The following is a 24275-nucleotide window of genomic DNA, read 5'->3' on the forward strand; positions in this document are numbered from 1 at the left end:
AATGTGCGTACAGCGAGTCGCGCGGTATGAGGTACCTCGACGTGTGCGCAGGCATCAGTGCCAGCACAGTGGCATGGAAGCCACTCGGCTGGGAGGCGGCTGCCTACAGCGAGATTGAAGCCGCACCACGCGCCGTCCTCGCGCACCACTATCCCGACACGCCGCTGCATGGCGACTTCACCACCATCCGAGGTGACGAATATGGAGCAATCGACCTTCTCGTGGGCGGAACCCCCTGCCAGGACTTCAGCGTCGCTGGACTCCGAGCGGGACTGGATGGCGATCGTGGCAACCTCTCGCTGGAATTTCTCCGGCTTGCTGATCGCACACGGCCCCGCTGGGTGGTCTGGGAGAACGTCCCCGGCGTCCTGTCAATTGACGGAGGAAGGGCATTTGGCGCCATCCTCGGGGGGCTGGGGGAACTCGGGTATGGGTTCGCCTACCGAGTTTTGGACGCTCAGTTCTTCGGAGTTCCACAGCGGCGCCGTCGCGTGTTCGTTGTCGGATGTGCTGGAGACTGGCGAGGTGCCGCAGCGGTACTTTCTGAGCGCAACAGCCTGTCGGGGCATCCTGCGCCGCGCCGAGAAGCGAGGCCGATCGTTGCCGCTCTCACTAGAAATGGCGTTGGAACGTGCGGCGCAGACGACAATCAGGGCCAAGCAGGACATTTGATCGCGGCGTACGGTGGCAACGACACGCGCGGGCCAATCGACGTGGCAACTGCTCTGAATACGCATGGCGGCCCGCATGGAAGGCTGGATTTTGAGAGCGAGACATTCATCGCTCATAGTTTGCGGGGCGAAGGCTTCGACGCCAGCGAGGATGGAACTGGTCGCGGTACGCCCTTGGTGCCAGTTTATGATCGGGTGGACGAGTGGTTTAAGTCGCCGGGTAGCCCGGTGCGTGACCAGTGCACCAATAGTCACGCCGCAGGTTCGAATCCTGCCCCGATCGCCTATGTGCCTGACCTATCGGCAACGATGGTTGGTCGCAGCAGCCGGGGAGGCGGCCAGACCAACAGCCCCGGCCACAACGCCGACCAGCAAGTGGTGGCGACCGCAAGCGCAGTCCGCCGCCTCACCCCGCGCGAGTGCGAGCGCCTTCAAGGTTTTCCCGACGATTACACGATGGTCCCGCACCGTGGAAAGCCGATGGCTGACGGCCCGCGCTACAAGGCGCTCGGCAACAGCATGGCTGTGCCGGTGATGCGGTGGATCGGCGAGCGGATCACGGCTGTCGAGGCCATGAAACTACGGCAGGCCGCATGACCACCCCTTCTGACGCCCCTACACGATAAGGAGAAGAGTGATGCCAACTGGATACACGGCTGATGTCGCTGATGGGAAAGTCACTGACTTGCAGGGCTTTGCTATGCGCCTAGCCCGAGGAATGGGCGCAACGATCACGATGCGCGATGATCCGTGGGATAAACCGATCCCCGAAGCATTCGAGCCGTCGCAGTGGAACGCGAACAAGCTGGAAGAGGCGAAAGCCGAGCGTGCCCGCCTTTACGGCATGAGTGACGCAGAAGCGCAACGAGCGGCGGATGCTGAGCATCGGGAATGGGTGCAAGCCCGTGCGGCTGCTGAGGCGGATCATACCGCACGTCGCCAGCGCTATCAGGATATGCTTGCCCTTGTAGAACAGTGGCAGGGCGCACCGGAGGGTATCAAGGAGTTTGGCTTGGAGCAGCTCCGCACAGGCATGGACTTTGACTGCGGCCGGCCATTCAAGTTTTATCAGGACGAGCCGCCTACGGATGGGGCGGTTTGGAAAGCCGGTAAGCTGGATGAAGTCGCTCGAGATATTCAGTATCATGCGACAGAGGATGCGAAGGAACGCGCACGCACCGACAGCCGGAATGCCTGGATTGCGCAGCTTCGTCGCTCGCTGGAGCCCTCCCATGACTGAAGCCCCTGCATTTGGACGGTGGGAGCCGATCGAGACGGCGAGCAACGATCTTCGCGATGTGCTGGTGTGGCGGGATGGCTATCTGACGCCGTTGGTAGCTTGGCGTGATGTTGAAGGATGGCGGCTGTCTGGTTCTGCGCACATCCTGCCCGAACCGTCGCACTGGATGCCGTTCCCACTCCCTCCCGCTCCCGAGGTGACCCATGGATAAAACTGAGAGGGTTGGGTTATTCCAAGCGCTCGGGGCTTACCTGGATGCGCGCCGTCAGCGGAAGGCTTGGAACCTAGTCGCCCGAGGCTTGGCGCTTCACCCGCCGATTGCCAGCGACATCGTTCGGATGGCTTTGAAGCATACCGCCGCCATCCGCAGCATGGAGGTAGAGTGATGCAGAAGGGAAAGCCTGAAGAACTTGAGGCCGTAGCAGAAGCCATGCGCAACGCCGTGATCCGAGATGACGAGGGCGAGTTTCCGCGCCTGTTCGACCTGCTCGACTTCAGCGGCGAGAACAAGGCTCATACGGTGACCTACGGCCTTGCTGCCGCCGCGATCATCGCGCTTGATGAGGTTAGGAGAAAATGATGGACGTCAATTTCACACGCACAGAACGCGGCGGCATCTGCCCTGACTGCGGTTACCCTATGCAGCCTAGCGAGGTGAACGCGCATATGGAGCAGCACGTCGCTTTACAGAGAGCGGCTCGTTTGGAGCAGGACCTGTGCTCGATGCCGGATCAGGCCGTAGCAGCTTTCTACCAGACGTTGGAGGTGGACGATCCGCGCGTTGACGTGGTGGCCGGTGAGCTGGAACGGCGCAACATCGACCTCTAATCCCCCCAAGCCCCTGACCGCCTAAGCTGCCGTATGAAGGCAGTTTATACCGAGTGACCGGTTTGGTAAAAAGTGGCTCGGAGATTTATACCGAGGGTAAGAGTGGCGGCGGCAATGGTCCCTGCCAGTCGGGGCCCTTGCTGCGTAGGCTGCGCGCACCGAAGCGCCGCCACTCGATATGGGCCACGACTTATCCGGAGTTTCACCGGCCCGGAGTCATCAACGAGTAGCGACCTCGCCTAGTCCGTTCTTCTCGGGTCGTCGTCACCACTTCCGGGCAAGCCTTGCAACCTTCACCGGCGCGAGCGGTAGTCATACCCCTTGACCGCCTACCACGCAATAGGTTACGGCCTGTTTCGTAGCTGCGGCGGTGGGGAAGGACCCACATCTTGGCTCGTCACCAAGATTGCTGGCGGGGTAGCTCAGTTGGGTGGCGTAAGCCGTGAGAGCAACTTCAAGCACGACGTAAGGGGGCCGCGGGTTCGAGTCCCGTCCTCACTGGCAGCCGGTATCAAGCCCGGCCCGCAGCTACAGTTTGTGTATCGCGAAACCCGCTTCCGCTAATCACAAGCCATCTTGTGTATCGTCAGCGAGCAGCTACCGGACAGCTTACCTCAACGCCCTGCGCCACCAGCGACCGGCAGATACGCCCCCAGGCGCGCGAGACACCTTCACCCCAAAGCTCAAGGTCAACGCTGTACCGAGCCGACGCAGCATCGTCGGTAAGCGCCTCTTCCGGCATGACGGGCTTGGGTTTGGAGGCTGCACTAACGTCAACCGCAGACACGCCTATAGGCTGCGGAGGCGGTGTTACCTTGGGCGCGCAGCCTGGCACAGCCGACAGCAACAGAAGCAGGGCCGGGAGCATTGCCCTTCGGGGCAGCGTCGATCGCATGGGTCAGGTCGTCCTTCATCTGGTCGAGTTTGTCGCCGTCCAGCGCGCGTTCGGCATCGGCCTGCGCCATGGCCGCTACCTTCTTCTGCAAGGCATCGGCGCGGGCCGTCTGGTCGATCAGCTGGCCCTTCAGGTCATCGGCTCGCGCATCGGCGTGTGACCAGCCGGTCCATAGCCATGCGACCACCGCCAGGAAGGCGAGGGGCGGGGCGACGTAGCGGAGGATGAAGGACGCGATCATGCCGATGCCTCAGCAGATTGTGCGTGCATGCTCGCCCTGCACGGCGATGCATGTTGCAATGAGGGGATTAGGCGGCGTCCCGGTGGTCGGGCGCTGGTGCCAATCGTAAGGCACCGCAGGAGAGGTGCCGGGATATACCTTCGGAACCTTCCGAGTGTCGTTCACGTCTGGGCGCCAATCCTGAAGCGGAGGCGTGACCTTCACAAACACCGTCTGAAGATGTTCGCGGATTGATCTCCACTGCCCTGCTGTTGGCACCTCATCGCCGGTTAGTTCGGCAAAGCCCTGCATCCAGTAGGCGAACTGCTCTGCGGTCATGGGTTCACGTCCTTCGTAGAAATGGGATCGGCCGGCGTTCCGGACGGCTCCACGCCCTTGGGCCGCGACTGCCACATGACGCCGACCAAGGTGCCGAGAACGCCGATCAGGCCGGTGACCGTCTTGTCGCTGACGGCGATCAGGCCATCGGGCACGACCTTCCCCATGAGGCCGGTCACGACGATCGGCGCGATGCTGACAAGGACCACGGCGGCAACGAGCGCCAGGAACGCCTGAAGCTGCGCCTTGGTGAGCTGGATGTTCATGCGTCCCCCCGATACATGGCGGCCTCTGCGGCCCTGCGCTTCACCAGACCCGGCAGCACCTTGCCCGCCGCCTTATCCCACCGCGCGAACTGCCCCGCAGCCCCGGCATAGTCGCCCAGCTTGTGCAGCTTCAGCAGCGTGGATGACTTCAGGTTCTCAAGCCCCAAATTGTAGGCGAACGACACGAGGGCGCCTTTCTGACGGGCGGTCACGGCTGTTCCGCCGAGGGCTTGGTCGACACCCGCCGCAAACCGCGTCACGTCCTCGACCAGCCGTCGATCGGCCTGTGCCTGGGTCCACGTCACACCCTTGACGATGCCGGCGCCAGTTGCGCCCCAGCCGATCGTCCACGGGTCGCCTCCGGTGCCGCGATCGGGGTAGGCGCTCAGCTCGCAGCCTTCGAACTGCTTGATGAGCGTCAGGGCGTGCGGCAGCCAGTCAGCGATGCCGTTGATCCGCAGCAGGCCAAAGCTATCCGCCAGTGCGTCGATCACCTGCACATGGCTGGCAAGGAAGCGGCGATCGGGCGCGTAGGGTCGGATCGCGTCGAACAAGGCGCTGCGTTGGTCGGTCATAATTCATCTCCCGGGAGAGAGTTGCGCCGCCCGGGGCTACCCAGCATGTGCGCCGTGGACTGGCTGTTCTGGGCGATGGAGCGCTTCAGGCCGGCGTTTTCGACCTCAAGCTCGGTGATGCGCATTTCGGCCTTGGACAGGCGGGTACGTAGATCCGCGATCTCGGCAATCGCCGTGACGCGGTAGCTTGCGAATTCCTCGCGCACCGCGGCGATGGCCTTCTCGTGTGCCTCGACAAGCTCCTTCCACTTGCCAAGGATCATGGCGCTCTCGTCCACGTCCGTCTTGCGACGCATGGTCAGATAAACCGTGAACGGGCCAATGGCTGCGGCGACCCACCCGGCGACCGTGCCCCAGTTTGCCTCTAGCCAGCTCATTTGGTGCGCCAGACGCGCCAGAGGCCGCGGTACATCAGGAAGACCGCCCACAGACCCAGTCCAGCCCCCAGCGATCCCAGCGCCTGCACCAGCGGGTTGCGGATGTCTTGCGTGCCGTACCAGAAGATGATCGCGGTCAGCCCTTGCACCACAAAAAACGCCCCGAAGGCGAAAGACGTGAAACGGAGGTTGAGGATGGCGACCATGCCCTTCTCGGTCACGAACGGACCAAGCCGAAAGACGCGATTGAGCGGCCGCACGGCCCATAGCCTGACGGAGAGAAACACGAAGCCCAGCCCCAGCGCGAGCATGGCGGGCCCGACCAGCAGGCGAGCGTCGAACATCAGGCATAGGCCCGCACGCGTCGCGTGAACGCAATCAGCTTCGCCAAAGCATCAGGTTTGCTCGGATCAGTCGCTTCCAGCCAGTGACGGATGGCTTTTCGCCATTCCTCAGAAGCAATCAGAACTACAGCCTGCAAGACGGCCAACCCGTAAACCGTCCAACCGGCCGCCGTCGGATGGTCAATCTGGAAGGCCGCAGCGATCGACAGGGGCACGAACAAGGCCGCCGAGAAGAAGCACGTCATCCGACGGGCATTGTGCATGGCAAGCATGCCACAGACGCCAAAGATAACCATTTGCGAGATGGGTTCGTTATACCCCATGCCGTAGGCCGCCTGCGTCAAGAGCCGAGCAGCGACGACAAGCGCCGCCACCCGGTTGATGGGCGCCAATGGGAGAACGCCGATCATCACCAGCGCCCAGAAGAAATAGATCGGCGCCCACTCAGCCATTAGCTGTTCGTCGGCGTTGGAGTGGGGGTAGGCGTCGGGGTAGGCTTCGGCACAGGGTGTGACTGATCGTCATCCGCCGGCAAAAGGCTCGGTGTCACTTCCGGGAAATCATCATCCTCACCGACCTCGTAGTTGCCGAACGCGGTATGCTCCGGCTTCTCGTGCGGCTTCATCTGCTCGTGCTTATGGTGGGTATGGTCCTGCATCATCAGTCCTCCGCCGGGGTAGCGCCCGGCTGCGCATTGCTCTCGATCTGGGTCAGGGCGGTGCCGCAGGTGTCCGTCCACTCGGCAGAGGCTAGAATCACCGCTCGATATGACGGGTCCGCTTGACGTGCCGACACGACCAGAGCCTTTTCGATCGGCGTGAGGGTGTCGAAGACCATCAATACCACTCCAGAAGGGCTTCGATCGGCGCGGAGCCCGACCCGGCAGGGGGCGGGCCGCCAGCGCCATCATCAGCGTAAAGGCGGATCAGACGGTTGTTTGCGTTCGTGCCGACGCCCAGCAGGATGTTGTCGGCGATGGCGGTGTGGCCCGCACTCTGCGGCGCAGATGCCGACGAAGCGTACACCGTCGACTTGTCGCCGTTGGTGATAAACATGCGGTACTGTCCCGCAACGCCCATCGCGGCAGGGATCTTCGCCTTGACGGCGACGATGGTCGCACCAGCTGGAAGCTGTGTAACTACGCCTGATTGCGTGTCCGGCGCACCTCCCATGTGGATATGCGCGACCTTGACCTGGCGCCCGCGGCCCCTGGACGAGCTATACCCGGCCGCGAAGCGGTCCACGGCCTGTAGCTTGATCTGGGGTTCGACGTTGAAGTTGGTCGCGCCTGGCAGGTCCGATACGTCCGTTCCAATGTGCAGGTGCCCGCCGGTCGAGGTGAACGCGATGGCGTCCAGCGCATCCGACGAAAACACGCTCTCGCCTTCGATCGATAGCTTGGCCTCCGTCTTAAAGCCCAAGGTCGACGCGATCTGAAACGACGAGATACCGCCGCCACCGTCGTCGCTGGCAAAGTCGACCAGCTTGACCGTAACGCCATCGCCCCCGACGATCCCCATGACCTTTGCAGCGCTGTTGGTGTTACGCGCCGACCCACTGAACCGATACAGGCCCGCCGATCCAGCTCGGCAGTCGAACAGCTTGGCGTTGCCGTACAGCTCCCACCGGATCGCATCGAAGTCGCAGAGGTAGGATTGCGTGCCAGGGCCGCCTTGCACTGCCAGCACGCCCACCGGCACGCCCCAGCGCGCAATGGCCGCCGTCTCGCTCGCAAGCACCATCTGCCCGCCGCGCATGTTGACCGACGCCTGGCTGGCGTTCGGGCCGAACTCCACGATCGGTCCATAGTGATACTGCGCGTAGAACTGGTCGATCGCGTTCTGATAGCTCGCCGGATTGTTGATATAGAGCAGCCGGACGCACGACTGGCTGTCTCCGCCAATCACCCGCAGCACATCGGCGTTGTCCGCGCCTTCAATGTCCAAAGCGGTGCGCATGGTGCGGAACGTGCAGCCGAAGAACTTGTGCGCGCTCTCGCCGCCAGCCCCACTGCCCGTGCGCCCCGTGAACCGGAAGCCGTTGCCATAGTCGCTGATCTGATTGTAGCTGCCCGTGACGGCGTTGATCTTCCAGTCCGTGCCAGCGGCAAACGCCAGGTTCTGGTAGGTGTTGCCATACGAACGGCGGTTCGGGCCGTTGTCGTACAGCCACATTTCCTGCGTCGCGCCGTTGCAGTCCAGCCACAGCACGGAACCCTCTCCCTCACCGGAGAAAAGCGCTCCGCCGAATGTGTCCGTTGCATTGGTCGCTGTCGACAGCACGGCGCTCTGCGTCAGCCGATACACACCGATCGGGAAGTGCAGGCTGGCGCGCGCCTCATACTGCGCCTGGTATTGCGCAAGATCCGCCATCGCCTTGACCGCGGCGGTGACTGAGGCTGTGCTATCCGCAGTCGGTGATCCGACGTTGGCGGCGTAGAAGTCCTTCTTAACGTCCAGCCCATCGGCAAGGAGCGCCTGCACAGAACGAATATAGCCCGGAGCGTGGCCGGGGTAGACGATGCTATCCGTCGTCTGACGGACCCATGCGCCAATGGTAAGGGCAGTGCTGTCCGCTTTGATGATGTTCAGGTCATCCGCTTGACCAGTGAAGTCGCCAAGGGTCCAATCAAAATCCCCGGCCGGTATGCCGGCAACCTGAAGAGCTTGGCGTTTGTTACCGATCGGTGCTGCCTTAAATGCAGCGATAGACGGAAAGGTCGGACCCGCTGGCCCTGGGGGGCCTGCGTTTTCCTTACCAGGAACATATGGATCGTAGTCATCGCCAAGTTGCTGGCCCCGAGCGTCAACGACGCGGAGGCGATAGATGATACTCTCATCAAGGTATAGCTTTGGAAGCTGACCAAGGGCATCGGCAGTTGCCGGATTGGCGGCGCGTGTGGTCAAGCCCCCATCCGAGTAAATGGGTGCTAAATCGGTCGTGCCGGTGTAGAAGAAATACGCTTGCGCCGCGCCAGTCGGCAGGCCGCGCGAGTTGAAAACCGGGTTGAACGGCAAATAGAAAAGCTGTGCCATCAGCGCGGCTCCATGATATGGTGGGGCATGCTCGACCCAAACTTGATGATGGCCGCGGCGCTCAAGGGTGCGATCCTCACGTCAATTGCCGTTATTCGAGAGGTTCGAGAGAAGAAGCGGGGCAGCCGCAGCACCACCGACACGGGCGTTTCGGCGAAGTAGATCGCCCAGCGTATTTAGCGATTTGCCGCGCGAACCTGCCAAGGCCCACTGAGCTGCACGAGCGCCCGGCTTCGAAAGCAATCCTGCGCCAATAAAGGCGCCGGTCAAAGCAGATCCTGTGCTTCCGCCTTCGTGGTAACCGGCAGCGCCACCGATTGCGGCACCAGGCCCGATCAGCCCGATTGCTCGCCCCACCGCCTCACGTCCTGCAGTGCCTGAGTCCGGCACACTGGACGGCAGCACCGTTGCCGCGTCTGTCGCCAGCTCCTGCATACGTGCGGAGCCGCGAGCAACGTTCTTGGTCGTAGTGCCGTAGCCGCGCTTGGTTACGGCCTGGCGGAACTGGTTAGGCGTGAACACCCCGTCTTTCGACTTGGCGGCAGCGCCTTCGACCCGAGACAGTAGGGAGTAAGCCTCGTTCGCCTTCGCGAAGTCTGCAGCCTGCGCAGGGTCAGCGCGGCTAGCGAAGTCCATGACCGCATCGCGCATCTCAGACAGGCGTTCGCCAAGGTTACGATCGGCAGGGGAGGCACCAGCAGCAGTGCGGCTCGCAATCTCCTTATCGAGCCCGCGCTTGATCGACTGAAGCTGCTCGCCGGTCATCACCCCGTTTTTCGGCCAGAACGGCTGAATGTCGTTGGCGATGATGCCTTTAAACTCGGCTAGCGCGTTGCCGCCCATGTTGGCGACCTTCTTGCCAACCGCGCCGATGTCGCTGGTGATCTGCTGGTCGAGCTGCGCGTGGATCGGTTGCAGCGCGTTCTCAATCGCCTTGGATACCGTTTCCTGCGCGTGGGCAATGGCACCATGACCCGCAGCAATGTCGTCCGGAAGCTTCTGCCCGATCGGCGCCAACACGTCATTTATGGCAGCGCGGTTGAAGTCTTCTACACCAGCACGGCGGGTGCTGTTGACTACGTCACCGACGACCGGGAAGCCGGCCAAGCGATCCTCAATGCCCTTGCCGATCTTGCCAGCGAGGCCGCCCATGCCACCCAGCACCTGCCCCGGAGTAAGGGTCACGCCAGCATCGGTCAGGCGCCGGACCGCGCCTCCCACAACAGGCGAAGCGATGGCGGCCCCGCCCTTGATCAGACCGCGGCCAAGCACACCGCCAACACCTGCCAGCGCTGCACCCTTTGCGACATTGCCGGGCACATCGGAGAGGTTGTCACTGGAACCCAGGCCGGTCAGCGCGCCGAACGTCGCATCTCGCGCGATGGGCTCTGCCGCCGATGCCTTGCTGGCGAGACGGCCCAGGACAGGAACGGCGCGGCTAATCGCTTTGCCGGCCATGCCGATCGCAGCATCGCCAGCGAGGAAGCCTGCGGTGTCGCCGGCTAGCGATGCAATCGGGTGGGCATCTCGGGCTGCGTCGACCTTATAATTCGCCCCTTTGAGAGCAGCATCATAAATCGTGCCAATGTCTCGGTTGTCGCCAGTGAGGCGCCCGAGGACCGCGTCAGTGCCAGCCGTGATTTTCGGCAGGGTGCCAGCAAGCGCGGTGTTGGCCGCGCCAATGATGGCAGCGCCGGGCGCGGATCCCGCAATGGTAGCGGCTAGCTTCTCACCACCCGACAGCGCAACATTCTGCGGCCCAATCGAAATGTCATAGCCGCCCTTGTAGTTCGGGTTCTTGGCGCGCCATGCGACCAGTTCATCCAGACCCGAAATGGCGGTCGGGTTGACTCCGCTCTGCTGCAGATAGGCGCGGATGTCGTTAGCCGACTTACCGCCAGCGACCATGCGGGCCACTTCCTCGCGGATCGGCTGCGTGGCGGACTGGTCGACTGCTTTGGACGTGCCGTCGCTAATCTGGAGTTGATCGGCGGCAAGCGGTGCGGGGCCAGTGGGAGACGTGGGGCCTGCAGGTGGCGGCGAACCCGGCGCGGTCGGCGGGGTGCCAGCTTCTGGCGGACTGTCGCCGCCATCGCCGCCGCTCCCAGACCCCAGCAAGCCCGCGACAGCTTCATACCCCTTGCTCTTGTATTCAGGCGCTTGGAGCGCGGCGAGAGCTTCCATGGCGTGCGGGGACAGCATTGGTAGCGGTTGATCCGTCGTGCCCATGCCCTTATCGTAGCTGTCCTTCAGCGCCTTGATGCGCGACTGAAGAAGTTCGGCAGCCTGGCCGATCGCTCCCCTAAGCTGTTCGGGTGACTGCGCGCTATTGATGGCGCCTTCCCACTGACGGCTGTCATAGACCGTGCCGGCCGCGCCTTTGAACGCTCGTTCCAGTTCTGCAATGACAGCCGTTTTGGCCGTGTTGAAGTTGCTGACACGCGGATCGCCGCTGGCGTTAAGCGCAGCGTTACCGATGCTGTTGATCGTGCTGTTGAGCAGCGGAACGCCGCCCCAGTTATGCAGTTCTTCAGCACGTTGAGCGAGGGTGCCGAGGTGGCCGATCGCCATGTTGAAGCTAGTGATGTTTTTAGACTGCTGCCCGGACGTAAACGCCTTACGAGTCGCACTACGTGCCGGCGCATTTGCCACATCAAAGGTGGGGTCGTACTGCGCAACATCAGCCAGTAGCGATGCGCCGACCGGCGAGCGAAGGGCATTGCCTTTGGGCAAGTCCATGCGACCTTCCGCCAGCGCCTTGACCTGCGAAGCGCGCGCCGGGTCAAGCGTCTTCAAATAGTCGTCACCTCGGACCTGAGACTGCGCCTCAAGCTGGGCGATCAGATTGGGATCCGTGACCTCCTGTCCGGTCATTGCGCGATCCACTTTCCATTGATCTTGACGTAGGATTTCCCGCCGACACTGGCCTTGGCCTGCGGCATAGCGACACCGCTTGTCTGGCCAGAACCTCCAGCCGAAACGCGACCTTCCCGCTGACGCGCGAGGGCCAGATTGCCGCGGCTCACATCAAGGTTGCCCTGCGAGATGGCGACCGTTTGTGCGTCGTGCGCCACGTCATGCGCGAAACGATCTTGACTAAGTGCCAGCGTCTTATCAGCGCGAGCGTCGTCCGCATCCTTGTTCCGCTGGTCGAGAATGCCCTTGACGCCCAGCGCCTGATCGCTTTGCGCCCTCAGGGCGGCGTCTGTGGGATCAAAGCCGTCAATCTCCGCCTGCGTCACGCCATGATTGGCGAGGTAGCCGGCCTGAGACTGGATGTAGGCGCGGCGTTGCTCATACGGCAGCGCCATGGCGCCCATGGCAACGGTGCCCTGCGCATCGGCTGCCTCGGCAATCGCCTTGCGGTGATTCTCGTCCAGCTTGCCAAGGTTGCCCTGGATGTCGAGCCATGCCTGCGGATCAGCTCGGATGAGCTGTTCTTCTGGCGTTGGGCCGGCGGCCTTGGCGGTGACGACAATGTCACCGTTCGGGTCTGCAGGCATAGCCGATGACGGCACGGGGCCGGTGACGCCGGACCCCGATGCCGAGATAGCTTGACCACCTCCTTTCGCTGCGCCCTTGCCCAGGCGATCCATGAGGAAGTTGCTCGTTGCTTCGCGAACCGCACTTTCGCGCGTGGCAGCAGCGATTTTGCTGGAAGCGCCAAGCAGCGACACGCCAAGTTCAGGGTCAGCTTGCAGCACGGGCATGATTGTCTCGGGCCGACCGAAGTCGACGCCGCCAAGAGCGCTATCCAACCGGCGCTGTTTGCCGATCGCCTGACCAGCCTGATAGCCGCCAAGCGCCGCCTGCGCGAAGTTTGGCATTTGCAGAACCCCGAATTCCGGCATCAGAATATCCCCGGATTGGAGGCGATCAGCGCATTGCTGGCGGGGTTCAGCCGCTGGACGACACCGCCCTTGCCGTAACTGGATCCCACGCCTTGGCTGAGCCCGTACGCCGACAGCGCCGATCCCAGCACGCCGTTGACCGTGCTGGCGTTCGAAAGCGCTGCGTTTGCAACCGTATTGGACGCGGCGTTGTTGTTCGCGGAAACCGAGTTGGCGTAATTCTGGCCGTTACCTGCCAGCGCCGACGCAGCCCCAAGGCCAGTCTGCTGTTGCGTCTGCAGGTTGCCCATGTAATTGCCGAACTCGTTCGACGCGAAGGTCTGGCCGTACTTCAGGATCGCCTTCTGAGCAGCCCCACTGTCGAGCAACCCCTTGCCGCCCAACGCTGCCGTGACGGCGCGCTGCCCCTCGTTGAAGCGCGAGGTGTATTCCGTTGAACCCTTGTACGCGTCAAAAGCAGCATTGGCCGCCGTCGTGTCGCCGCCAAGCCCAAGTAGCGCCTCGATCGACTGCGTCGCCTTGTTCCCCGTGTTGACGTAGGGCTGCAGCGTTTCCTTGTTGGAATTGTAAATCTGCGTCTGCAGGGCGTTGTTCGCCGCAGCGGTCTGCTGCGCGGTCTTGGACGCCTTGTTGCTGGCGGAGATGGACGCAGCTCCGCCAATCACGGCGGCCCCGACGACAGCGGCGGCTAAAGGCATACCGCCTCCATCACGAATGTCTCGATCTGGGAGGGCTCTGCGCCCGGATAGAGCGCTGCGGTTGTCACGCCCTCGCTTTTAAAGCCCAGCCAGCGATTGAACATCCGGCAGGCTCGGTTCTCTACCGGGGTTTCAGCCCAGATCAGGCGGGCGGCAAACTGGTCGAACATTTTCGCCAGCATTTTGCGAGAAGCGGCAAGAGCCCACTGACCCCGGCCTTGTGGCAGGAAGAAGTCGTGCGCGGCGTAAACCCCAGGACCAGTACGGTGAAACAGCGCGCCACCATATTCGCCGAGGAAAGCGATATTGCGGCGGTCTTCCAGCAGGTCGCTTACGTCAAGCGCGTGAAGGCCAAGCGATAAACCGGGGAGGACGGCGGGGTGATTGCAGACAGCGTTGATCGCAGCTGCATCATAGCAGCGCGATACAATCCGATTGTCTGAAACTGGCAAAGATGCCACATCGAACCCCTCACATCCCCGCTCCGGGGTTCGATCTGTCGTCAGAGCTACTACAAGCCGAGGGGAGTTGCAAGATGCGAGCGCTGGTTTTGATCGCTATTCTGCTTACCGGGTGCGCACCCTCACTGGTTGGTGCAAATGAAGCGGGAGGCGTGGTCGGCGCCAACTTCAACATGAGCCGCAGCAAGGCGCTTGCCTTAGCGGACGCTCATTGTCGCAAATATGGTAAAGTAGCTCGTATCAGTGGTCAGAATGAAGTTCGCAACAGCACGACCTTTGACTGCGTGCGGGTCGATCACTGACTCTGTTGCTGCGGAATATACGGCTGAACGTAGCCAGGACGTTTCGGGCCGTCTCCGCCATCCTGAATCCCCGTATCTGGGATCAGTACCGCGCCGACAACATGGGTGTCGCCGGTCTGTGTTGGGGGGTCAGTGCTTACAACATAGGTGACCGCCCCACCGGCGCGCATGGGGTCGCTATACGAGATGTAATCCGTGTCGCCGAACGAAGTAGCCGGAACGGTGCCCCCATTGACCGACACGGCAATCGGATCGCCGCTGGCCTGTGGATAGTATCGCGTATGAGCCGCGATCGTAATCGTGTCGGTGGTGGCGCTCAGCACACTAGAGGGTTCGATATAGCTTCCCTGTAGCGCGGCTTCCCTCTTTGCTGCCGCCGTCGCCGCGGCTGCCGCTGTCGCCGCTGCCTGCGCATCTGCCGTTGCCTGCTGCGCCTGCTGCAGCGCCAGCTCAAATTGGTCCTGGATGCCGGTGAGCTGGACAATCAGCGAGATCGCGTTCTCGATCTGGCTGACGACTTGCTGCCACCACTGGATCATGGATCCGGTCGGCTTGCCTTGCTGGTCGACGATGGCCGCAGCAGAAACGAGGCGTGGGAGCTTCAACGGCATTACCGGCCACGCCCCCCGCCAATGTCGTTGAGCCGTACGGAGGAGATTCGCGACGCGACCGCCGATGTAAGCCGGAACTGCATCACATAGCCGGTCTGATCAGCCCGGCCGCACCGGCGAAACATCGCGCGCTTCCGGGTCTGCCCCGTGCCTCCAAGGTTTTGCTGACGGTATGCCGACCAATTCTTGCCGTTGTCGCGTGACGTTCGCAGTTCAAGCAGGCCGCCAGGATTGTCGTCGGTCGCGTTGGACACATCGACCGAAAGCGTATTGACGAACGCTGGACCATCAATCAGCACCGTGAACTCGCGCGAGATGACCTCGTACTGATCGGCATAGGTATTTTCGTCGAGCGTGTAGAGGGTGCCGTCGACCTCGTCGCCTACGACCATGCCGCTCAACCCATAGAAACCAATCCGACCTCGCCAGCGATCCCGGCCGTAGCTCGCCAGCTCATGCCACTGCTGTGTGGCTGCATCATAAGCGATCGTCGTCGTATCAAGCTGCAGGACGTAGAAGAGGTGGCCTTGCCATGGGTAGGACCAGGCAACCGCCGTCTGAGATTTGCTGATCAGCTCTTCAATGCCGTGATCCGACACCCGCACCGGCTCATTGTCCGCGCGGTAGACGATATTATCATGCCCGACCCAGAACACCGTATTGTCCATGCGGACGATCGCATCCTTGGTCTTTGCGCCCTTATCAAAAATGCGACCTTGCACCCTCTGAAACGGGGCGTCGGCATCGCCGGTGACAAAGAAGAACTCGGTGTGGCGGGTGCAGAAAACCGCAAGCTGATCGACCAGAACCGACATTCCAATGATCGCCTCAGTCGATTGCTCCGCACTCACATAATCGAGCGCGTCCCAATTCGTGCTATCAAGCGCGAAGTACAACCGGCGGGTATTGGCTCGCGATGCGACGGCATAGCCCGCGAGATAGGCAATCGCGGTGGTGCTGGCCCCGTCCGGAAAAGCGATTTGGGTCAGGGTGGCGCCGTCCGTTCGGTATAGGTCTGCGCCACGGGTCAACATGGTCGCGCCGTCGACACCTGCAAACTTTGCCGTGCCGGCGCCCGTTACAGTGCCAAGGGCCAAGGGGCCGGCGTAGAGCGTGTCGCCGGACAGAACGAATAGCGCGTTGCCGCTGATGTTCGACTGCTGAAAGATGCCATTCACGGGGCCGCTGCCGATCTGACCAGTTTTCCGCAAGGCAGGGCGGGGGAGTAGAACGACGCTGTCCTTGCCGGTGGGCACCTGCTCTGCGTACAGGTTCACCAGTCGTACCGGCGGCAGATCATACCGCCGGTACGTTTGAATGCCGAAGGGAACTTTGGCTGCCATTAGCTAGCCGATACATCGCTTCGGGCAATAGCGATCACCGATACCGTAGCACCAGATGCGTTCCCGCCGAAGATGTTGTAGCCGGTCAGCTGCGCGAACACTGCGTTGACGCCCGTAATTAGGCCCGAAAGCAGCGCGATCGTACCAGAGAGCGGGTTGATCGTCGGCAGCATCTGCGCGCGCTGCCCTTGGATCGTCACGCCAGTGTACAGGCCGTTGCCGTCACGTATCCAAGCGAGGCCGCGCAGGACTAACGGCTGTGTTGCCGTCGTCGCATCTGTCTCAGTGAGGTTGAGGCCGGGTTTGTTAACGAAGGTGCGACTGAACGTGACCGTGGCTTGGCCGCTGCTGTCGAGCGTCGCGTAGGTCGTGCTGGTCAAGCGAGGGTGTTGGTGCCCTTTTTGAGCAAATTGCGTCGGATCCGTACCCGCGTTACCGCCTATCGCTTCCGTGGCTGGCGTCGTAGTAGCAGGCTGCGGAATCATGCCAGCGACCAAAGCCTGAACCTGACCGAGAGAAACGCCTCCTGTTGCCTCCGCCACGATCAAAACTCCGTAGCGGTGTAAGCGCTAGACGCCGCGCTGGCGATGATGCTGATGGCTCGGTTGGTGCGCACGTTGAGCGATGCGCCTGCGGCCAGCGTGTACGTGCCTGCGCTACCGATCGCTGCGGTTCCGCCAATCTCATTGATACCAAGATTAGCCGTGCTGATGTTCTGGATGTTGAGGCCGCGCCGTGCCGGATTGGTAGGCGCAAGCTGGATTGCGGCTGTACCGACAATGCCGCTGCGGTCCGTTCCTGCAGCTAACGGCGCAGCCTGCGTAGACGTGGGGTTCGCCGATGTACCGGTCGGGTTTCCGCTAGCATCGGTGGCCTGCGCAAAAAGCAGAAAGCCACCATCTGGCTGTGCGGCACCGCTCATCCAATCACCTGGACCGACCTTAGCCATTGAAGACCCCTTTCATTAGCTGCGTCAAAATGAGCGCTCGACTCTCGGTTAAGGACCCGTCAACCTTCCTGCCAGAACAGGGAGACGAACGATGCGATTCGGGATGATGCTGGCGGCTAGTGCCGCTTTGGTCGCGGCTATGCCCGCGGTGGCGCAGACCTTCTCGCAGACCGAAGACGGGGGGTTCCGGCTTGACTATGACGTCAACTTTGCCGGACGGGGCATGCCCGACTACGTCACGCAGTACCAACTGCCGTCCATCAACGTGCCGGGTTTCCTTACCCTCAACTTCACTGAGAAGGGCGGAAGTGACCAATTCAGGTTCAACTACGCTTACCTTCTGACACCGATCGACGGCCCGCAGCAGCAGTATTCGGCTATGGTCAGCGCTGGCGATCCTTCGACCGCCACTCTGACAAACCAATTCATTGCGCAGCCTGCCGACAAGCCTCGGGACTATATCGCGGGAAGCTATTTCGAGCTGTCCGCCTACGGGCCGCAGACTTCGGGCTTCATCGGATTTGTGAAATTCGTGCCGACATCCGCCGTACCCGAGCCCGCGACCTGGGGCCTGATGCTGCTCGGATTCGGCATGGCAGGATATGCCCTGCGCCGTCGCAAAGTTAGTGCACATGGATCTTCACCGGCCCTTTGACGGGCTGTGAGGTGCCGAGCGTCGGCATATCCAGCCAGTCGCTGGCCTGCGCGCCGGTGAAATTGCGGCCGAGGTCGATCAGCACCTTACCGCCGCTATTCGGCACCACGCTATCGCTCAGCAGACGTGTCACAGGGCCATTCTGACCGCGGGGGCCGGTGGTGCTGTAATCGAGGTCATGCGGGCCAGTGCCGCCCTCAGCGACCGTACACAGGCGGCCCGGCACCTTCATGCCCAGCGCGCACTGCCAGTCGTCGCTGAACCGCTCGTCCCAGCCGAAGATATAGTCGGTGTGCAGGCTCTCGCCGTTGCGGAAGGCTCGACCGGTGATCATCGCCGCGTGATCGTCGCTCGACAGGCGCCACTTGCTGTAGTCGCTTGGCCCGAGGTGCGAATAGCGGAAGATCGTCTCGATCTGCGGCAGCTTGTAAGGGTATTCAGCCGGGCAATGTAGCTGGCCGTCCTGCCCCGCGCGAACCTGCGGGATGATGTGGCTATAGCCGTCCGCCGATCGCAGATGGCCGTTCCAGCAGACGTTGCTGCTCACCCGTGCGTAAAGGGTCTTGCCCGCCGCGCACTGGAACATGGGCGTGCCGTCATAGTTCGCCAGCGCCGGATAGACGTTGCTATCACCGTCGCAGACCCATTCGCCGTGAGACACCTCGTTGAATTGAAGCTGTATCTGCGGGTTGGTCTGGTTCGCCTTGGCGATGAGCGCCTTGAACGCCAGCATGTCCGGATCGTCCATGTTCATGCCGAACACGGCTCCAAATCCCCGACGCAGACGTTCTGTCGTCGCAGCGGCTTCCGGCTTATCGATTACGTAATACAGCGTGATCAGGTTGACCTTCTTCAGCCGCGTCACGCCATCGCCGAGCGCGTTGGGCTTCATCACCCACGGCTGCCAGTACAGGGAGCCGTTGATGCGGTCGCCGGGGCAGGTCGCGGCAAGAACGCCGGCAGCGCTCTTCGCCTGCGCTGCGGCGCGGAGCTGGGGCCAGGTGGTGATATCCTTCGAGACGCTGGTGCCCCCGAAGAACGGGCCGTGACCGTGGCCGAACGGCTGCTGGCCAGGGCCGCGAAGTTGGTCGATATACGCCACGGTATCGTTAGGGACACACGTAAAGCGCGCCTTGGCCTGCGAGCCCTGATAGTTCGATGCCACGAAGTTGGTCGAGGTCGTCGTGGTCAGTTGCGAGACATCGTAGGTCTCGCTGATCGCTGGCGGCATCTCCGCGTCCGCCGGCACCGGATAGGTCGGCGTCGGGTCGGTGACGCTGTACGTCAGCTGTGCGGGCAGGTTGAGTTGCGCCGCGGCCGGCGAGGCGATCAGAGCCGCCAGAGCGAGAAGCCAGCGCATCATGCCGCCGGCGCCAGCGTGAGGCTGAACAGACGCACGTTGGCGCCAACGTCGAAGCCGGTCGACTGCTTGCCGGACGTCGTCGTGGTTGCCATCGTGACGCGGACCTTCGCGCCGCTGAACGCAGTGCCGGTCACCGTCGCGACCTGCGTCGCGCCATTCGGTGTGAGCGTTGGGGGGTTGCTGCCGGAAATATCGGCTTCGGTCAGGTGCAACGCGATGCCACCGGTTCCGATCGTGTTGGCATTGGTGGCGACAGCAGGGCTGTCGTTGCCGCTTCCGACGAAGGTCGAGAAGTTTTCGACGATCGTAACCGGCGCCGCCGTAACGCCTGGGAACATCGAAAGGCCGACGAAGGGCGACGCCGCGACCGCCGTCAGCACCCAATCGGAGGCGGCGACGATCGGGCTGGTGCTGGTCCACCAGACCGTTCCGACCTTGGTCAACGTCACGTCCGGCTGCCCCGACTTGGTCAGCTTGGCCGATGCCGGATAGCGGCTGTCCATATAGTCGGGGTCGGGAACCAGAGCGAACAGAGGATAGCCCGCTTGCAGATTGATGGCGTTGAATCCATCCGTGCTGGCGAATTGGTCCATGTTGTACTGCGGCGTGCCGGCCGTGTAGGCGACAGCGCTTCCGCCCCCGCCACCGCCGCTCGTGTCGTCGTTGGTGATCGTGCCGGTCGCAGTTGCATTGGTGATTGTGCCGAACGTCCGTCCGTTGGTCAGTGTCACCGTGAAGCCCTCGTCAGGCTCAACGGTGCTGTCGCCGGCCACGTAGACGTTGATCGTCGCCGTTGCCGCATTGGCAGCAAAGGTCGCGGTCCCGCTCGGGAATGCACCGCCCTGGAAATCGGCCGCGCTGGCCGGGTTCGAACCGGAGCCGGTGACCGCCCAATCGATAGATGCGGGGAAGGTAAGGCCGCCAGTGCGCGTGACGGTGTACTGGAACAGCGTTGTGCCGCTGTTGCCTTCCGCATGCGTCACGTTGGTCGGGCCGATGGCAAAGCTCGACACGTCGTCGTCTCCTGTGCTGCCGCCCGGAAGCGGGATGTTCGCCAAGGCGTTCTCGAAAACAGGCTTGAAGTAGGAATAGGCGATGCCGTGGCCGTGCGTCGGATCGCTCGCCGGCTCGTAGAAGTGCAGGCCGTCCGATGTGATCGGGATGGTGTTGATCTGGAAACCGCCGTCAGCGCCGACCGTGGCGTCTCCGCCGTAATCGACCACATCGTAGAGGTAGCCGCTGGTCTTCAGGCTGCGGACCCACGTGTTGTAAGTCTTGCGCCAACGATTGTAGATTTGGTTGTAGGACTCATTGTCGGATGCATGACGCTCGGTCAGCGTGTTGGTGATCAGCTTCGTGCCTTGCGCGACGATCTGATCCCACAGACCCTTACGCTTGGCCGTGTAGGCGTCGAACAGTTCTTGCTCGCTGTTGTAGCTGTAGTTGACGATTGCCGCGTCCATGAAGTCGTTGCGGCCCTGATCGTCGTAATGGATGTACGGCTTGAGCGCGAGGATCGAGGGCAACTGCTGCTCAAAATAGACCAGCCCCTGTCCACCCTTGGCGAAGTTGCGCCACGTATGACCGGGGTGTTGTTGGATGAAGTAGCCGACGTAGAAGCCGGAATAGGGCGCAGCGGTCGCATCGACCGGGTTCGTGTTGCCGATGAAGCTGTCGCCCGACAGCGTGATAATCGGGTTGAGGTTGCTGCTGACATCGCCCGGCACCGTGAACGGCCCGACTGCGGTCGTTGGCGATGTGAGATTGATCGTGTCTCCCAAGGGTGGGATGACACTAAAACGGAGGTAATACGGCGTGCCGGGGATCAGCGCGTTGGTGATCAGGAAGTCGCTGTCGCCAGCACTGATGTTGGTGCCGTTGAGCAGGTTCGTTTCGGTGGCGTACCCAGCCGTAAAGGCTGAATTGGTCGCGCGTTCCGCCTTCAGGCCGAATCCCATGTACCCGGTATCGGGCAAAGCGGAGTCTGCCAGCAGCGTAACGTCGAACGCGAGGCTGTAATTGTCGTCGGCGGTTGCCTGCACGACCTGGGGGGCGAGCAGGGTGTGCGTGGGCGTTGGGGTCGGCGTCGGCGTTGGAGTAGGCGTGCCGCCATTGATAGGCAGTGGTATTCCATCGTTACCCGACACGAACAGATCAACCGAAACCGCGCCCAGCGGTTTGACGAAATATAGCGTATTAGGTTGAGTAAGAGACGGCAGCGCGAGGACGCGTGCAAAGCTGATGTCTACCATTCGGTTGCCTCCCACTGGTAGCTAACCGCAGCAGGATCGGGAAGCACGGGCGGCATGCCGGGCAGGGGAGCGGAGATGCCGCCTCCCGCCCCAACGGGCGCTGCAAAGTCGCCCATAAAGATGGACGGCGGCCGATCGTCATCAAGCAGCAACTGCTCAAACGACTGCGCGCGCTGCGCCAGAAGGGTTGCAGTTGCCGGATCCGTGCGCGTCACGCCCATAACCGTCGCCATGCGGGCCGCAAGAGCAATATAGACCGTCTCAAGCCACTTGGACGGAACGTCTAGCGTCTCAGTGGGGTCGGTGATGTCCTCGATTACTCGCAGCACGTCGATGATCAGCGGCGTGTCGACTGCAGGTGTCGGCCATACCGAGAAGCGACAAGCATCACGCTGGCGGTCCACATAGTAGCCCACTGGAAACCCACGGCTTGCAGACGCTATCTGCGGGTATTGGCCCGCCTCATAGCGAGCCAGCGGACGCGTGTAGCTGCCTTGGGCCTGGATAGCGGCGTAGGTCACTTCCTCCACCACAGGCGGTAGGGTGACGGTTCGCACGTTTGCGGGAATGGTGATGATCGTCGTGGCCTTGCGCCACTGGTTGATGCCGCGCGCCGTAAAGCTCTTCAGCATCCAGTTCAGCTGCCGGATGCCAACCTCAAGCTCCGTCCCTTCCGCGCGCTCGCCAGCCGACAGCACGCCAAGCTCTTCAAGGGCGGCCTGAACCACCTCTTGCGCTGTCATAGTGCCGGTGGTCACGCCGCTGGTCGTCATAGATCCTCGGGACGGATGCGTGTGGCAACGAAGGTGTCCGGGTATTCCGGAGAGGCATCGAGGCGGGCCAGGCCTTCCGGAGCATTTCGGGGCGGCTTCATCGTGTCTGGGAGAGGGTCAAAGTCCGCGTCACAAACCTTGAGCCCACTCCATTCGGTGCGCAGTTCCGACAGACGGAACTTGAAGCCGCACCGCTGACAGATGCCCCATGTGCCGCCGGGGACGTATTTGGTCGGAACCACGCGCATAGCTACGCCCCGGCGGCTCTAGGATCAGCCAGAGGCCGATGCGTTGCCGAAGATCGCGCGCCAGTCGGCGGCACCGCACGCAAAGCGCATGGTGGCCTTGGCCTTCGCATTCTCGGTGTCGAAGTCGTTGTCCTTCTCAAGCTCGACCTGGCGGCGCCACATCGAAATCAGGCCGTTCGGCACATCCGTCTGCACGTACCAAGCGTTCGACGACGACAGGTACTTGTTGACCACGATGTCCGGCACGATGCCCATCGCGTTCAGCGCATTGATGTCGTTGTTGTTGGTGCCCGAGCGCAGAACAGAGTTCAGGACGCGGGTGGCGTTGAACGCGACGTTGGTCGGGATGATCAGCCGCTTGACGCCCGCATTGATCGGGAAACCGCGGTTGTTCTTGATCGCCCAAACGGCCTTGGTGGCGTCCTCCATTGCCGCTTCCGAGAAGTCGGCCGCGGTCAGAAGGTTGGACTGGTTGCCGCTCTGCGTCGGGTGGGCCGCCGAGAACAGCGCCGCGCCGTCGCCGATCGGGTACTGCGTGGAGAAGCCGCGGTTGAGGACGTTCGCGTGGACATACTCCGCCGTGGTCTGCATTGACCACGCAAGGTTGCCCGAACGCGCCTGGCTGACTTCCTCGTATTGGTTGTCTTCCAGCTCTTCCCGCGTGACGATGTAGCCGAGGCCATACACCGCATGCTGGAAGATCGCAACGTAGCCTTCCTGATCCGAGTCATACTGGATCGGGGCAGCTTCGGTCTTGGTCGGAGCCAGACCGAACGTGGTCGACTCCGCGATGCGCTCCTGGAACTTGTTGGAGGACATCTTGGTGAAGATTTTCGACCAGGTCGCCGGGACCTTGTCGTATTCCATGCCAAACCACGCCTTCACACCGGGCCACAGAGCGTCGGGATGGGCGGAACGAGTGATGATACCTGCGGGCATTGCTCTTCCCCCTCCTTAGACGCCGGTCGAGCCGGCAGCGCCGGTTTCGGTCGGCTGGTTGATGGCGACGAGCCACTTGGCGTAGGCGCCGATGACGTTGTCGGTGCGACGCTGCAGCTCGACGACGCGAAGCTGGCCGGTGTTGGTCGTAGCGGCCGAGGTGCTGTCGATCATGAAGCCCGAGCCGTTCGCACCACCGGTGCCGGCAATCAGATTCACGTTCTTGCCCATGGCCGCAGCCGTCAGAGCGGCGCCGTCCGTAGTGGCATTTTCCTGAACCTCAAACAGAAGGTCCGGATCATCGGCCACAAGGACATAGCCAGCTTGCGATGCCGGCCGCGCCGGATAGGCGGCCTGAAGCGGAGCGCTGGGACGGAAACCGACGACAACGCCCGTGATGCGGTTGCCCGCACCAGCCGTAGCGCGCGTTACTTGGGCATGGCCCGTGGTATCGGTGCTGGCAGTAATGACGACCGGGTCACCGACATAAAGCGCGGTGGCGTCGGCTGCGGCGACGAAATACTGGCGAGCGGCCCCCATCCACGGGGAGCCGTTACGGTAGCGACGGGGCATCAGCCCGGTCGGTGCATTGGCGTTAGGCATTGCTCAAACCCCTCGTGGGGGCGCGAGTTCAAAGCCCCCGTTGCGTGGTCACTCGATTGGTCTGGCCTTGGGGAACATGGACCCCACTGCTAGACCGGCTGCCGTCGCTGACCTGACCGCGCATGAGCTGCTTTTCGCGCTCGTCGACCACCTGCTCATCCGAGCGTTGGTCGGCTTCGTGCCAGTCAGCGTATTTGGAGCAGAGGACGAGCCGTTCATCGGTGCCCGACATCGGATTGGCTTGGACAGGCTCGACACCTTCGACCTTATCCCAATCGTTCGAGTGGGCTTCGGTCATGCGAGTATCCAGAATCCAGCGGACGACCTTGCCGTCGCGGCGGGCCTGCTCCTGAATCTCTCGCGGAATTGCGAGCTTCATGCTCGCCATCCGGTCTAGATCGCCGTCGTTGCGCCTGCGACGCTCCCGGCGGGTTTCT

General features: G+C 62.4%; 30 protein-coding genes, 1 tRNA gene and 1 pseudogene. 8 read left to right on the forward strand and 24 right to left on the reverse strand.

Annotation, left to right across the window (positions count from 1 at the left end):
• Positions 1–26 precede the first annotated feature (26 nt).
• The 6 genes and pseudogenes from D9601_RS02355 to D9601_RS02380 form a co-directional block, all read left to right on the forward strand.
• Positions 27–506, forward strand: a pseudogene (locus D9601_RS02355) (DNA cytosine methyltransferase); the annotation flags it as partial.
• A gap of 354 nt (positions 507–860) precedes the next feature.
• A tRNA-OTHER gene (locus tag D9601_RS02360) sits at positions 861–954 on the forward strand.
• A 26-nt stretch (positions 955–980) separates the two neighbouring features.
• On the forward strand, positions 981–1268 hold the full coding sequence (locus tag D9601_RS02365; protein WP_198353343.1) for a DNA cytosine methyltransferase: 288 nt from the start codon (positions 981–983) through the stop codon (positions 1266–1268).
• A 40-nt stretch (positions 1269–1308) separates the two neighbouring features.
• The gene (locus tag D9601_RS02370) at positions 1309–1911 is read left to right on the forward strand and encodes a hypothetical protein (RefSeq protein WP_198352324.1); all 603 of its coding nucleotides are present in this window, start codon (positions 1309–1311) and stop codon (positions 1909–1911) included.
• A gap of 385 nt (positions 1912–2296) precedes the next feature.
• Positions 2297–2491: a hypothetical protein gene (locus D9601_RS02375; RefSeq protein WP_198352325.1), complete on the forward strand. Its 195-nt coding sequence runs from the start codon at positions 2297–2299 to the stop codon at positions 2489–2491.
• Positions 2488–2739 carry a hypothetical protein gene (locus tag D9601_RS02380; RefSeq protein WP_198352326.1) on the forward strand — a complete coding sequence of 84 codons (252 nt, stop codon included), beginning with the start codon at positions 2488–2490 and terminating at the stop codon, positions 2737–2739. Before D9601_RS02375 ends, D9601_RS02380 begins: the two co-directional genes overlap by 4 nt.
• 773 nt (positions 2740–3512) lie before the next feature.
• Here the strand turns inward: D9601_RS02380 and D9601_RS02385 are convergent.
• The 14 genes from D9601_RS02385 to D9601_RS02450 form a co-directional block, all read right to left on the reverse strand.
• Positions 3513–3875, reverse strand: coding sequence for a hypothetical protein (locus D9601_RS02385; protein ID WP_198352327.1), 363 nt, complete (start codon positions 3873–3875; stop codon positions 3513–3515).
• A gap of 9 nt (positions 3876–3884) precedes the next feature.
• Positions 3885–4193: a hypothetical protein gene (locus D9601_RS02390; protein ID WP_198352328.1), complete on the reverse strand. Its 309-nt coding sequence runs from the start codon at positions 4191–4193 to the stop codon at positions 3885–3887.
• Entirely contained in the window at positions 4190–4459 is a 270-nt protein-coding gene (locus D9601_RS02395; protein WP_198352329.1) for a hypothetical protein, read from the reverse strand. Before D9601_RS02395 ends, D9601_RS02390 begins: the two co-directional genes overlap by 4 nt.
• The gene (locus tag D9601_RS02400; RefSeq protein ID WP_198352330.1) at positions 4456–5034 is read right to left on the reverse strand and encodes a lysozyme; all 579 of its coding nucleotides are present in this window, start codon (positions 5032–5034) and stop codon (positions 4456–4458) included. Before D9601_RS02400 ends, D9601_RS02395 begins: the two co-directional genes overlap by 4 nt.
• Positions 5031–5411 carry a hypothetical protein gene (locus tag D9601_RS02405; RefSeq protein ID WP_198352331.1) on the reverse strand — a complete coding sequence of 127 codons (381 nt, stop codon included), beginning with the start codon at positions 5409–5411 and terminating at the stop codon, positions 5031–5033. Before D9601_RS02405 ends, D9601_RS02400 begins: the two co-directional genes overlap by 4 nt.
• Positions 5408–5755, reverse strand: a complete 348-nt coding sequence (locus tag D9601_RS02410) for a hypothetical protein (protein ID WP_198352332.1) — start codon at positions 5753–5755, stop codon at positions 5408–5410. Before D9601_RS02410 ends, D9601_RS02405 begins: the two co-directional genes overlap by 4 nt.
• Positions 5755–6207 carry a hypothetical protein gene (locus D9601_RS02415; RefSeq protein ID WP_198352333.1) on the reverse strand — a complete coding sequence of 151 codons (453 nt, stop codon included), beginning with the start codon at positions 6205–6207 and terminating at the stop codon, positions 5755–5757. The genes D9601_RS02410 and D9601_RS02415 overlap by 1 nt, the downstream gene beginning before the upstream one ends.
• Complete coding sequence (locus D9601_RS02420) at positions 6207–6416, reverse strand: hypothetical protein (protein ID WP_198352334.1); 210 nt, start codon at positions 6414–6416, stop codon at positions 6207–6209. The genes D9601_RS02415 and D9601_RS02420 overlap by 1 nt, the downstream gene beginning before the upstream one ends.
• Complete coding sequence (locus D9601_RS02425; RefSeq protein WP_198352335.1) at positions 6416–6592, reverse strand: hypothetical protein; 177 nt, start codon at positions 6590–6592, stop codon at positions 6416–6418. The genes D9601_RS02420 and D9601_RS02425 overlap by 1 nt, the downstream gene beginning before the upstream one ends.
• The gene (locus D9601_RS02430) at positions 6592–8790 is read right to left on the reverse strand and encodes a hypothetical protein (RefSeq protein ID WP_198352336.1); all 2199 of its coding nucleotides are present in this window, start codon (positions 8788–8790) and stop codon (positions 6592–6594) included. The genes D9601_RS02425 and D9601_RS02430 overlap by 1 nt, the downstream gene beginning before the upstream one ends.
• 81 nt (positions 8791–8871) lie before the next feature.
• Complete coding sequence (locus tag D9601_RS02435) at positions 8872–11664, reverse strand: hypothetical protein (RefSeq protein ID WP_198352337.1); 2793 nt, start codon at positions 11662–11664, stop codon at positions 8872–8874.
• On the reverse strand, positions 11661–12641 hold the full coding sequence (locus D9601_RS02440; protein WP_198352338.1) for a hypothetical protein: 981 nt from the start codon (positions 12639–12641) through the stop codon (positions 11661–11663). The genes D9601_RS02435 and D9601_RS02440 overlap by 4 nt, the downstream gene beginning before the upstream one ends.
• Positions 12641–13339, reverse strand: a complete 699-nt coding sequence (locus D9601_RS02445) for a hypothetical protein (protein ID WP_198352339.1) — start codon at positions 13337–13339, stop codon at positions 12641–12643. The genes D9601_RS02440 and D9601_RS02445 overlap by 1 nt, the downstream gene beginning before the upstream one ends.
• A complete protein-coding gene (locus tag D9601_RS02450; RefSeq protein ID WP_198352340.1) occupies positions 13330–13800 on the reverse strand; it encodes a hypothetical protein in 471 nt (156 codons plus the stop codon). Before D9601_RS02450 ends, D9601_RS02445 begins: the two co-directional genes overlap by 10 nt.
• A 74-nt stretch (positions 13801–13874) precedes the next feature.
• Between D9601_RS02450 and D9601_RS02455 the strand changes: the two genes are divergently transcribed.
• Complete coding sequence (locus tag D9601_RS02455) at positions 13875–14102, forward strand: hypothetical protein (protein ID WP_198352341.1); 228 nt, start codon at positions 13875–13877, stop codon at positions 14100–14102.
• Here D9601_RS02455 and D9601_RS02460 read toward each other — a convergent pair.
• The 4 genes from D9601_RS02460 to D9601_RS02475 all read right to left on the reverse strand — a co-directional run bounded on the left by D9601_RS02460 (position 14096) and on the right by D9601_RS02475 (position 17005).
• Positions 14096–14713 carry a hypothetical protein gene (locus D9601_RS02460; RefSeq protein ID WP_198352342.1) on the reverse strand — a complete coding sequence of 206 codons (618 nt, stop codon included), beginning with the start codon at positions 14711–14713 and terminating at the stop codon, positions 14096–14098. The genes D9601_RS02455 and D9601_RS02460 overlap by 7 nt on opposite strands.
• Positions 14713–16056 (reverse strand): packaged DNA stabilization protein, encoded by a 1344-nt coding sequence (locus D9601_RS02465; RefSeq protein WP_198352343.1) that lies wholly within the window; start codon positions 16054–16056, stop codon positions 14713–14715. Before D9601_RS02465 ends, D9601_RS02460 begins: the two co-directional genes overlap by 1 nt.
• Positions 16056–16436 carry a hypothetical protein gene (locus D9601_RS02470; RefSeq protein ID WP_198352344.1) on the reverse strand — a complete coding sequence of 127 codons (381 nt, stop codon included), beginning with the start codon at positions 16434–16436 and terminating at the stop codon, positions 16056–16058. Before D9601_RS02470 ends, D9601_RS02465 begins: the two co-directional genes overlap by 1 nt.
• 164 nt (positions 16437–16600) lie before the next feature.
• Entirely contained in the window at positions 16601–17005 is a 405-nt protein-coding gene (locus tag D9601_RS02475) for a hypothetical protein (protein WP_198352345.1), read from the reverse strand.
• 91 nt (positions 17006–17096) lie between these two features.
• Between D9601_RS02475 and D9601_RS02480 the strand changes: the two genes are divergently transcribed.
• The gene (locus D9601_RS02480) at positions 17097–17660 is read left to right on the forward strand and encodes a PEPxxWA-CTERM sorting domain-containing protein (protein WP_232473781.1); all 564 of its coding nucleotides are present in this window, start codon (positions 17097–17099) and stop codon (positions 17658–17660) included.
• Here the strand turns inward: D9601_RS02480 and D9601_RS02485 are convergent.
• The 6 genes from D9601_RS02485 to D9601_RS02510 form a co-directional block, all read right to left on the reverse strand.
• Positions 17629–19020, reverse strand: a complete 1392-nt coding sequence (locus D9601_RS02485) for a DUF1996 domain-containing protein (protein ID WP_198352346.1) — start codon at positions 19018–19020, stop codon at positions 17629–17631. The genes D9601_RS02480 and D9601_RS02485 overlap by 32 nt on opposite strands.
• Complete coding sequence (locus D9601_RS02490) at positions 19020–21275, reverse strand: hypothetical protein (protein WP_198352347.1); 2256 nt, start codon at positions 21273–21275, stop codon at positions 19020–19022. The genes D9601_RS02485 and D9601_RS02490 overlap by 1 nt, the downstream gene beginning before the upstream one ends.
• The gene (locus D9601_RS02495; RefSeq protein WP_198352348.1) at positions 21269–22048 is read right to left on the reverse strand and encodes a hypothetical protein; all 780 of its coding nucleotides are present in this window, start codon (positions 22046–22048) and stop codon (positions 21269–21271) included. The genes D9601_RS02490 and D9601_RS02495 overlap by 7 nt, the downstream gene beginning before the upstream one ends.
• A 272-nt stretch (positions 22049–22320) precedes the next feature.
• On the reverse strand, positions 22321–23235 hold the full coding sequence (locus D9601_RS02500; protein WP_198352349.1) for a phage major capsid protein: 915 nt from the start codon (positions 23233–23235) through the stop codon (positions 22321–22323).
• Positions 23236–23250: 15 nt separating this feature from the next.
• On the reverse strand, positions 23251–23838 hold the full coding sequence (locus tag D9601_RS02505; RefSeq protein WP_198352350.1) for a hypothetical protein: 588 nt from the start codon (positions 23836–23838) through the stop codon (positions 23251–23253).
• Positions 23839–23866: 28 nt separating this feature from the next.
• Entirely contained in the window at positions 23867–24226 is a 360-nt protein-coding gene (locus D9601_RS02510) for a hypothetical protein (RefSeq protein ID WP_232473782.1), read from the reverse strand.
• Between the last annotated feature and the right edge of the window lie 49 nt (positions 24227–24275).

This window comes from Sphingomonas sp. MA1305, assembly GCF_016107325.1.
In the GTDB taxonomy this organism is placed as follows: Bacteria; Pseudomonadota; Alphaproteobacteria; order Sphingomonadales; family Sphingomonadaceae; genus Sphingomonas.

Coding starts and splice junctions, on each gene's coding strand:
- D9601_RS02365 (WP_198353343.1), top strand. CDS start 981: ATGGTTGGTCGCAGCAGCCGGGGAGGCGGCCAGACCAACAGCCCCGGC.
- D9601_RS02370 (WP_198352324.1), top strand. CDS start 1,309: ATGCCAACTGGATACACGGCTGATGTCGCTGATGGGAAAGTCACTGAC.
- D9601_RS02375 (WP_198352325.1), top strand. CDS start 2,297: ATGCAGAAGGGAAAGCCTGAAGAACTTGAGGCCGTAGCAGAAGCCATG.
- D9601_RS02380 (WP_198352326.1), top strand. CDS start 2,488: ATGATGGACGTCAATTTCACACGCACAGAACGCGGCGGCATCTGCCCT.
- D9601_RS02385 (WP_198352327.1), bottom strand. CDS start 3,875: ATGATCGCGTCCTTCATCCTCCGCTACGTCGCCCCGCCCCTCGCCTTC.
- D9601_RS02390 (WP_198352328.1), bottom strand. CDS start 4,193: ATGACCGCAGAGCAGTTCGCCTACTGGATGCAGGGCTTTGCCGAACTA.
- D9601_RS02395 (WP_198352329.1), bottom strand. CDS start 4,459: ATGAACATCCAGCTCACCAAGGCGCAGCTTCAGGCGTTCCTGGCGCTC.
- D9601_RS02400 (WP_198352330.1), bottom strand. CDS start 5,034: ATGACCGACCAACGCAGCGCCTTGTTCGACGCGATCCGACCCTACGCG.
- D9601_RS02405 (WP_198352331.1), bottom strand. CDS start 5,411: ATGAGCTGGCTAGAGGCAAACTGGGGCACGGTCGCCGGGTGGGTCGCC.
- D9601_RS02410 (WP_198352332.1), bottom strand. CDS start 5,755: ATGTTCGACGCTCGCCTGCTGGTCGGGCCCGCCATGCTCGCGCTGGGG.
- D9601_RS02415 (WP_198352333.1), bottom strand. CDS start 6,207: ATGGCTGAGTGGGCGCCGATCTATTTCTTCTGGGCGCTGGTGATGATC.
- D9601_RS02420 (WP_198352334.1), bottom strand. CDS start 6,416: ATGATGCAGGACCATACCCACCATAAGCACGAGCAGATGAAGCCGCAC.
- D9601_RS02425 (WP_198352335.1), bottom strand. CDS start 6,592: ATGGTCTTCGACACCCTCACGCCGATCGAAAAGGCTCTGGTCGTGTCG.
- D9601_RS02430 (WP_198352336.1), bottom strand. CDS start 8,790: ATGGCACAGCTTTTCTATTTGCCGTTCAACCCGGTTTTCAACTCGCGC.
- D9601_RS02435 (WP_198352337.1), bottom strand. CDS start 11,664: ATGACCGGACAGGAGGTCACGGATCCCAATCTGATCGCCCAGCTTGAG.
- D9601_RS02440 (WP_198352338.1), bottom strand. CDS start 12,641: ATGCCGGAATTCGGGGTTCTGCAAATGCCAAACTTCGCGCAGGCGGCG.
- D9601_RS02445 (WP_198352339.1), bottom strand. CDS start 13,339: ATGCCTTTAGCCGCCGCTGTCGTCGGGGCCGCCGTGATTGGCGGAGCT.
- D9601_RS02455 (WP_198352341.1), top strand. CDS start 13,875: ATGCGAGCGCTGGTTTTGATCGCTATTCTGCTTACCGGGTGCGCACCC.
- D9601_RS02460 (WP_198352342.1), bottom strand. CDS start 14,713: ATGCCGTTGAAGCTCCCACGCCTCGTTTCTGCTGCGGCCATCGTCGAC.
- D9601_RS02465 (WP_198352343.1), bottom strand. CDS start 16,056: ATGGCAGCCAAAGTTCCCTTCGGCATTCAAACGTACCGGCGGTATGAT.
- D9601_RS02475 (WP_198352345.1), bottom strand. CDS start 17,005: ATGGCTAAGGTCGGTCCAGGTGATTGGATGAGCGGTGCCGCACAGCCA.
- D9601_RS02480 (WP_232473781.1), top strand. CDS start 17,097: ATGCGATTCGGGATGATGCTGGCGGCTAGTGCCGCTTTGGTCGCGGCT.
- D9601_RS02485 (WP_198352346.1), bottom strand. CDS start 19,020: ATGCGCTGGCTTCTCGCTCTGGCGGCTCTGATCGCCTCGCCGGCCGCG.
- D9601_RS02490 (WP_198352347.1), bottom strand. CDS start 21,275: ATGGTAGACATCAGCTTTGCACGCGTCCTCGCGCTGCCGTCTCTTACT.
- D9601_RS02495 (WP_198352348.1), bottom strand. CDS start 22,048: ATGACGACCAGCGGCGTGACCACCGGCACTATGACAGCGCAAGAGGTG.
- D9601_RS02500 (WP_198352349.1), bottom strand. CDS start 23,235: ATGCCCGCAGGTATCATCACTCGTTCCGCCCATCCCGACGCTCTGTGG.
- D9601_RS02505 (WP_198352350.1), bottom strand. CDS start 23,838: ATGCCTAACGCCAATGCACCGACCGGGCTGATGCCCCGTCGCTACCGT.
- D9601_RS02510 (WP_232473782.1), bottom strand. CDS start 24,226: ATGGCGAGCATGAAGCTCGCAATTCCGCGAGAGATTCAGGAGCAGGCC.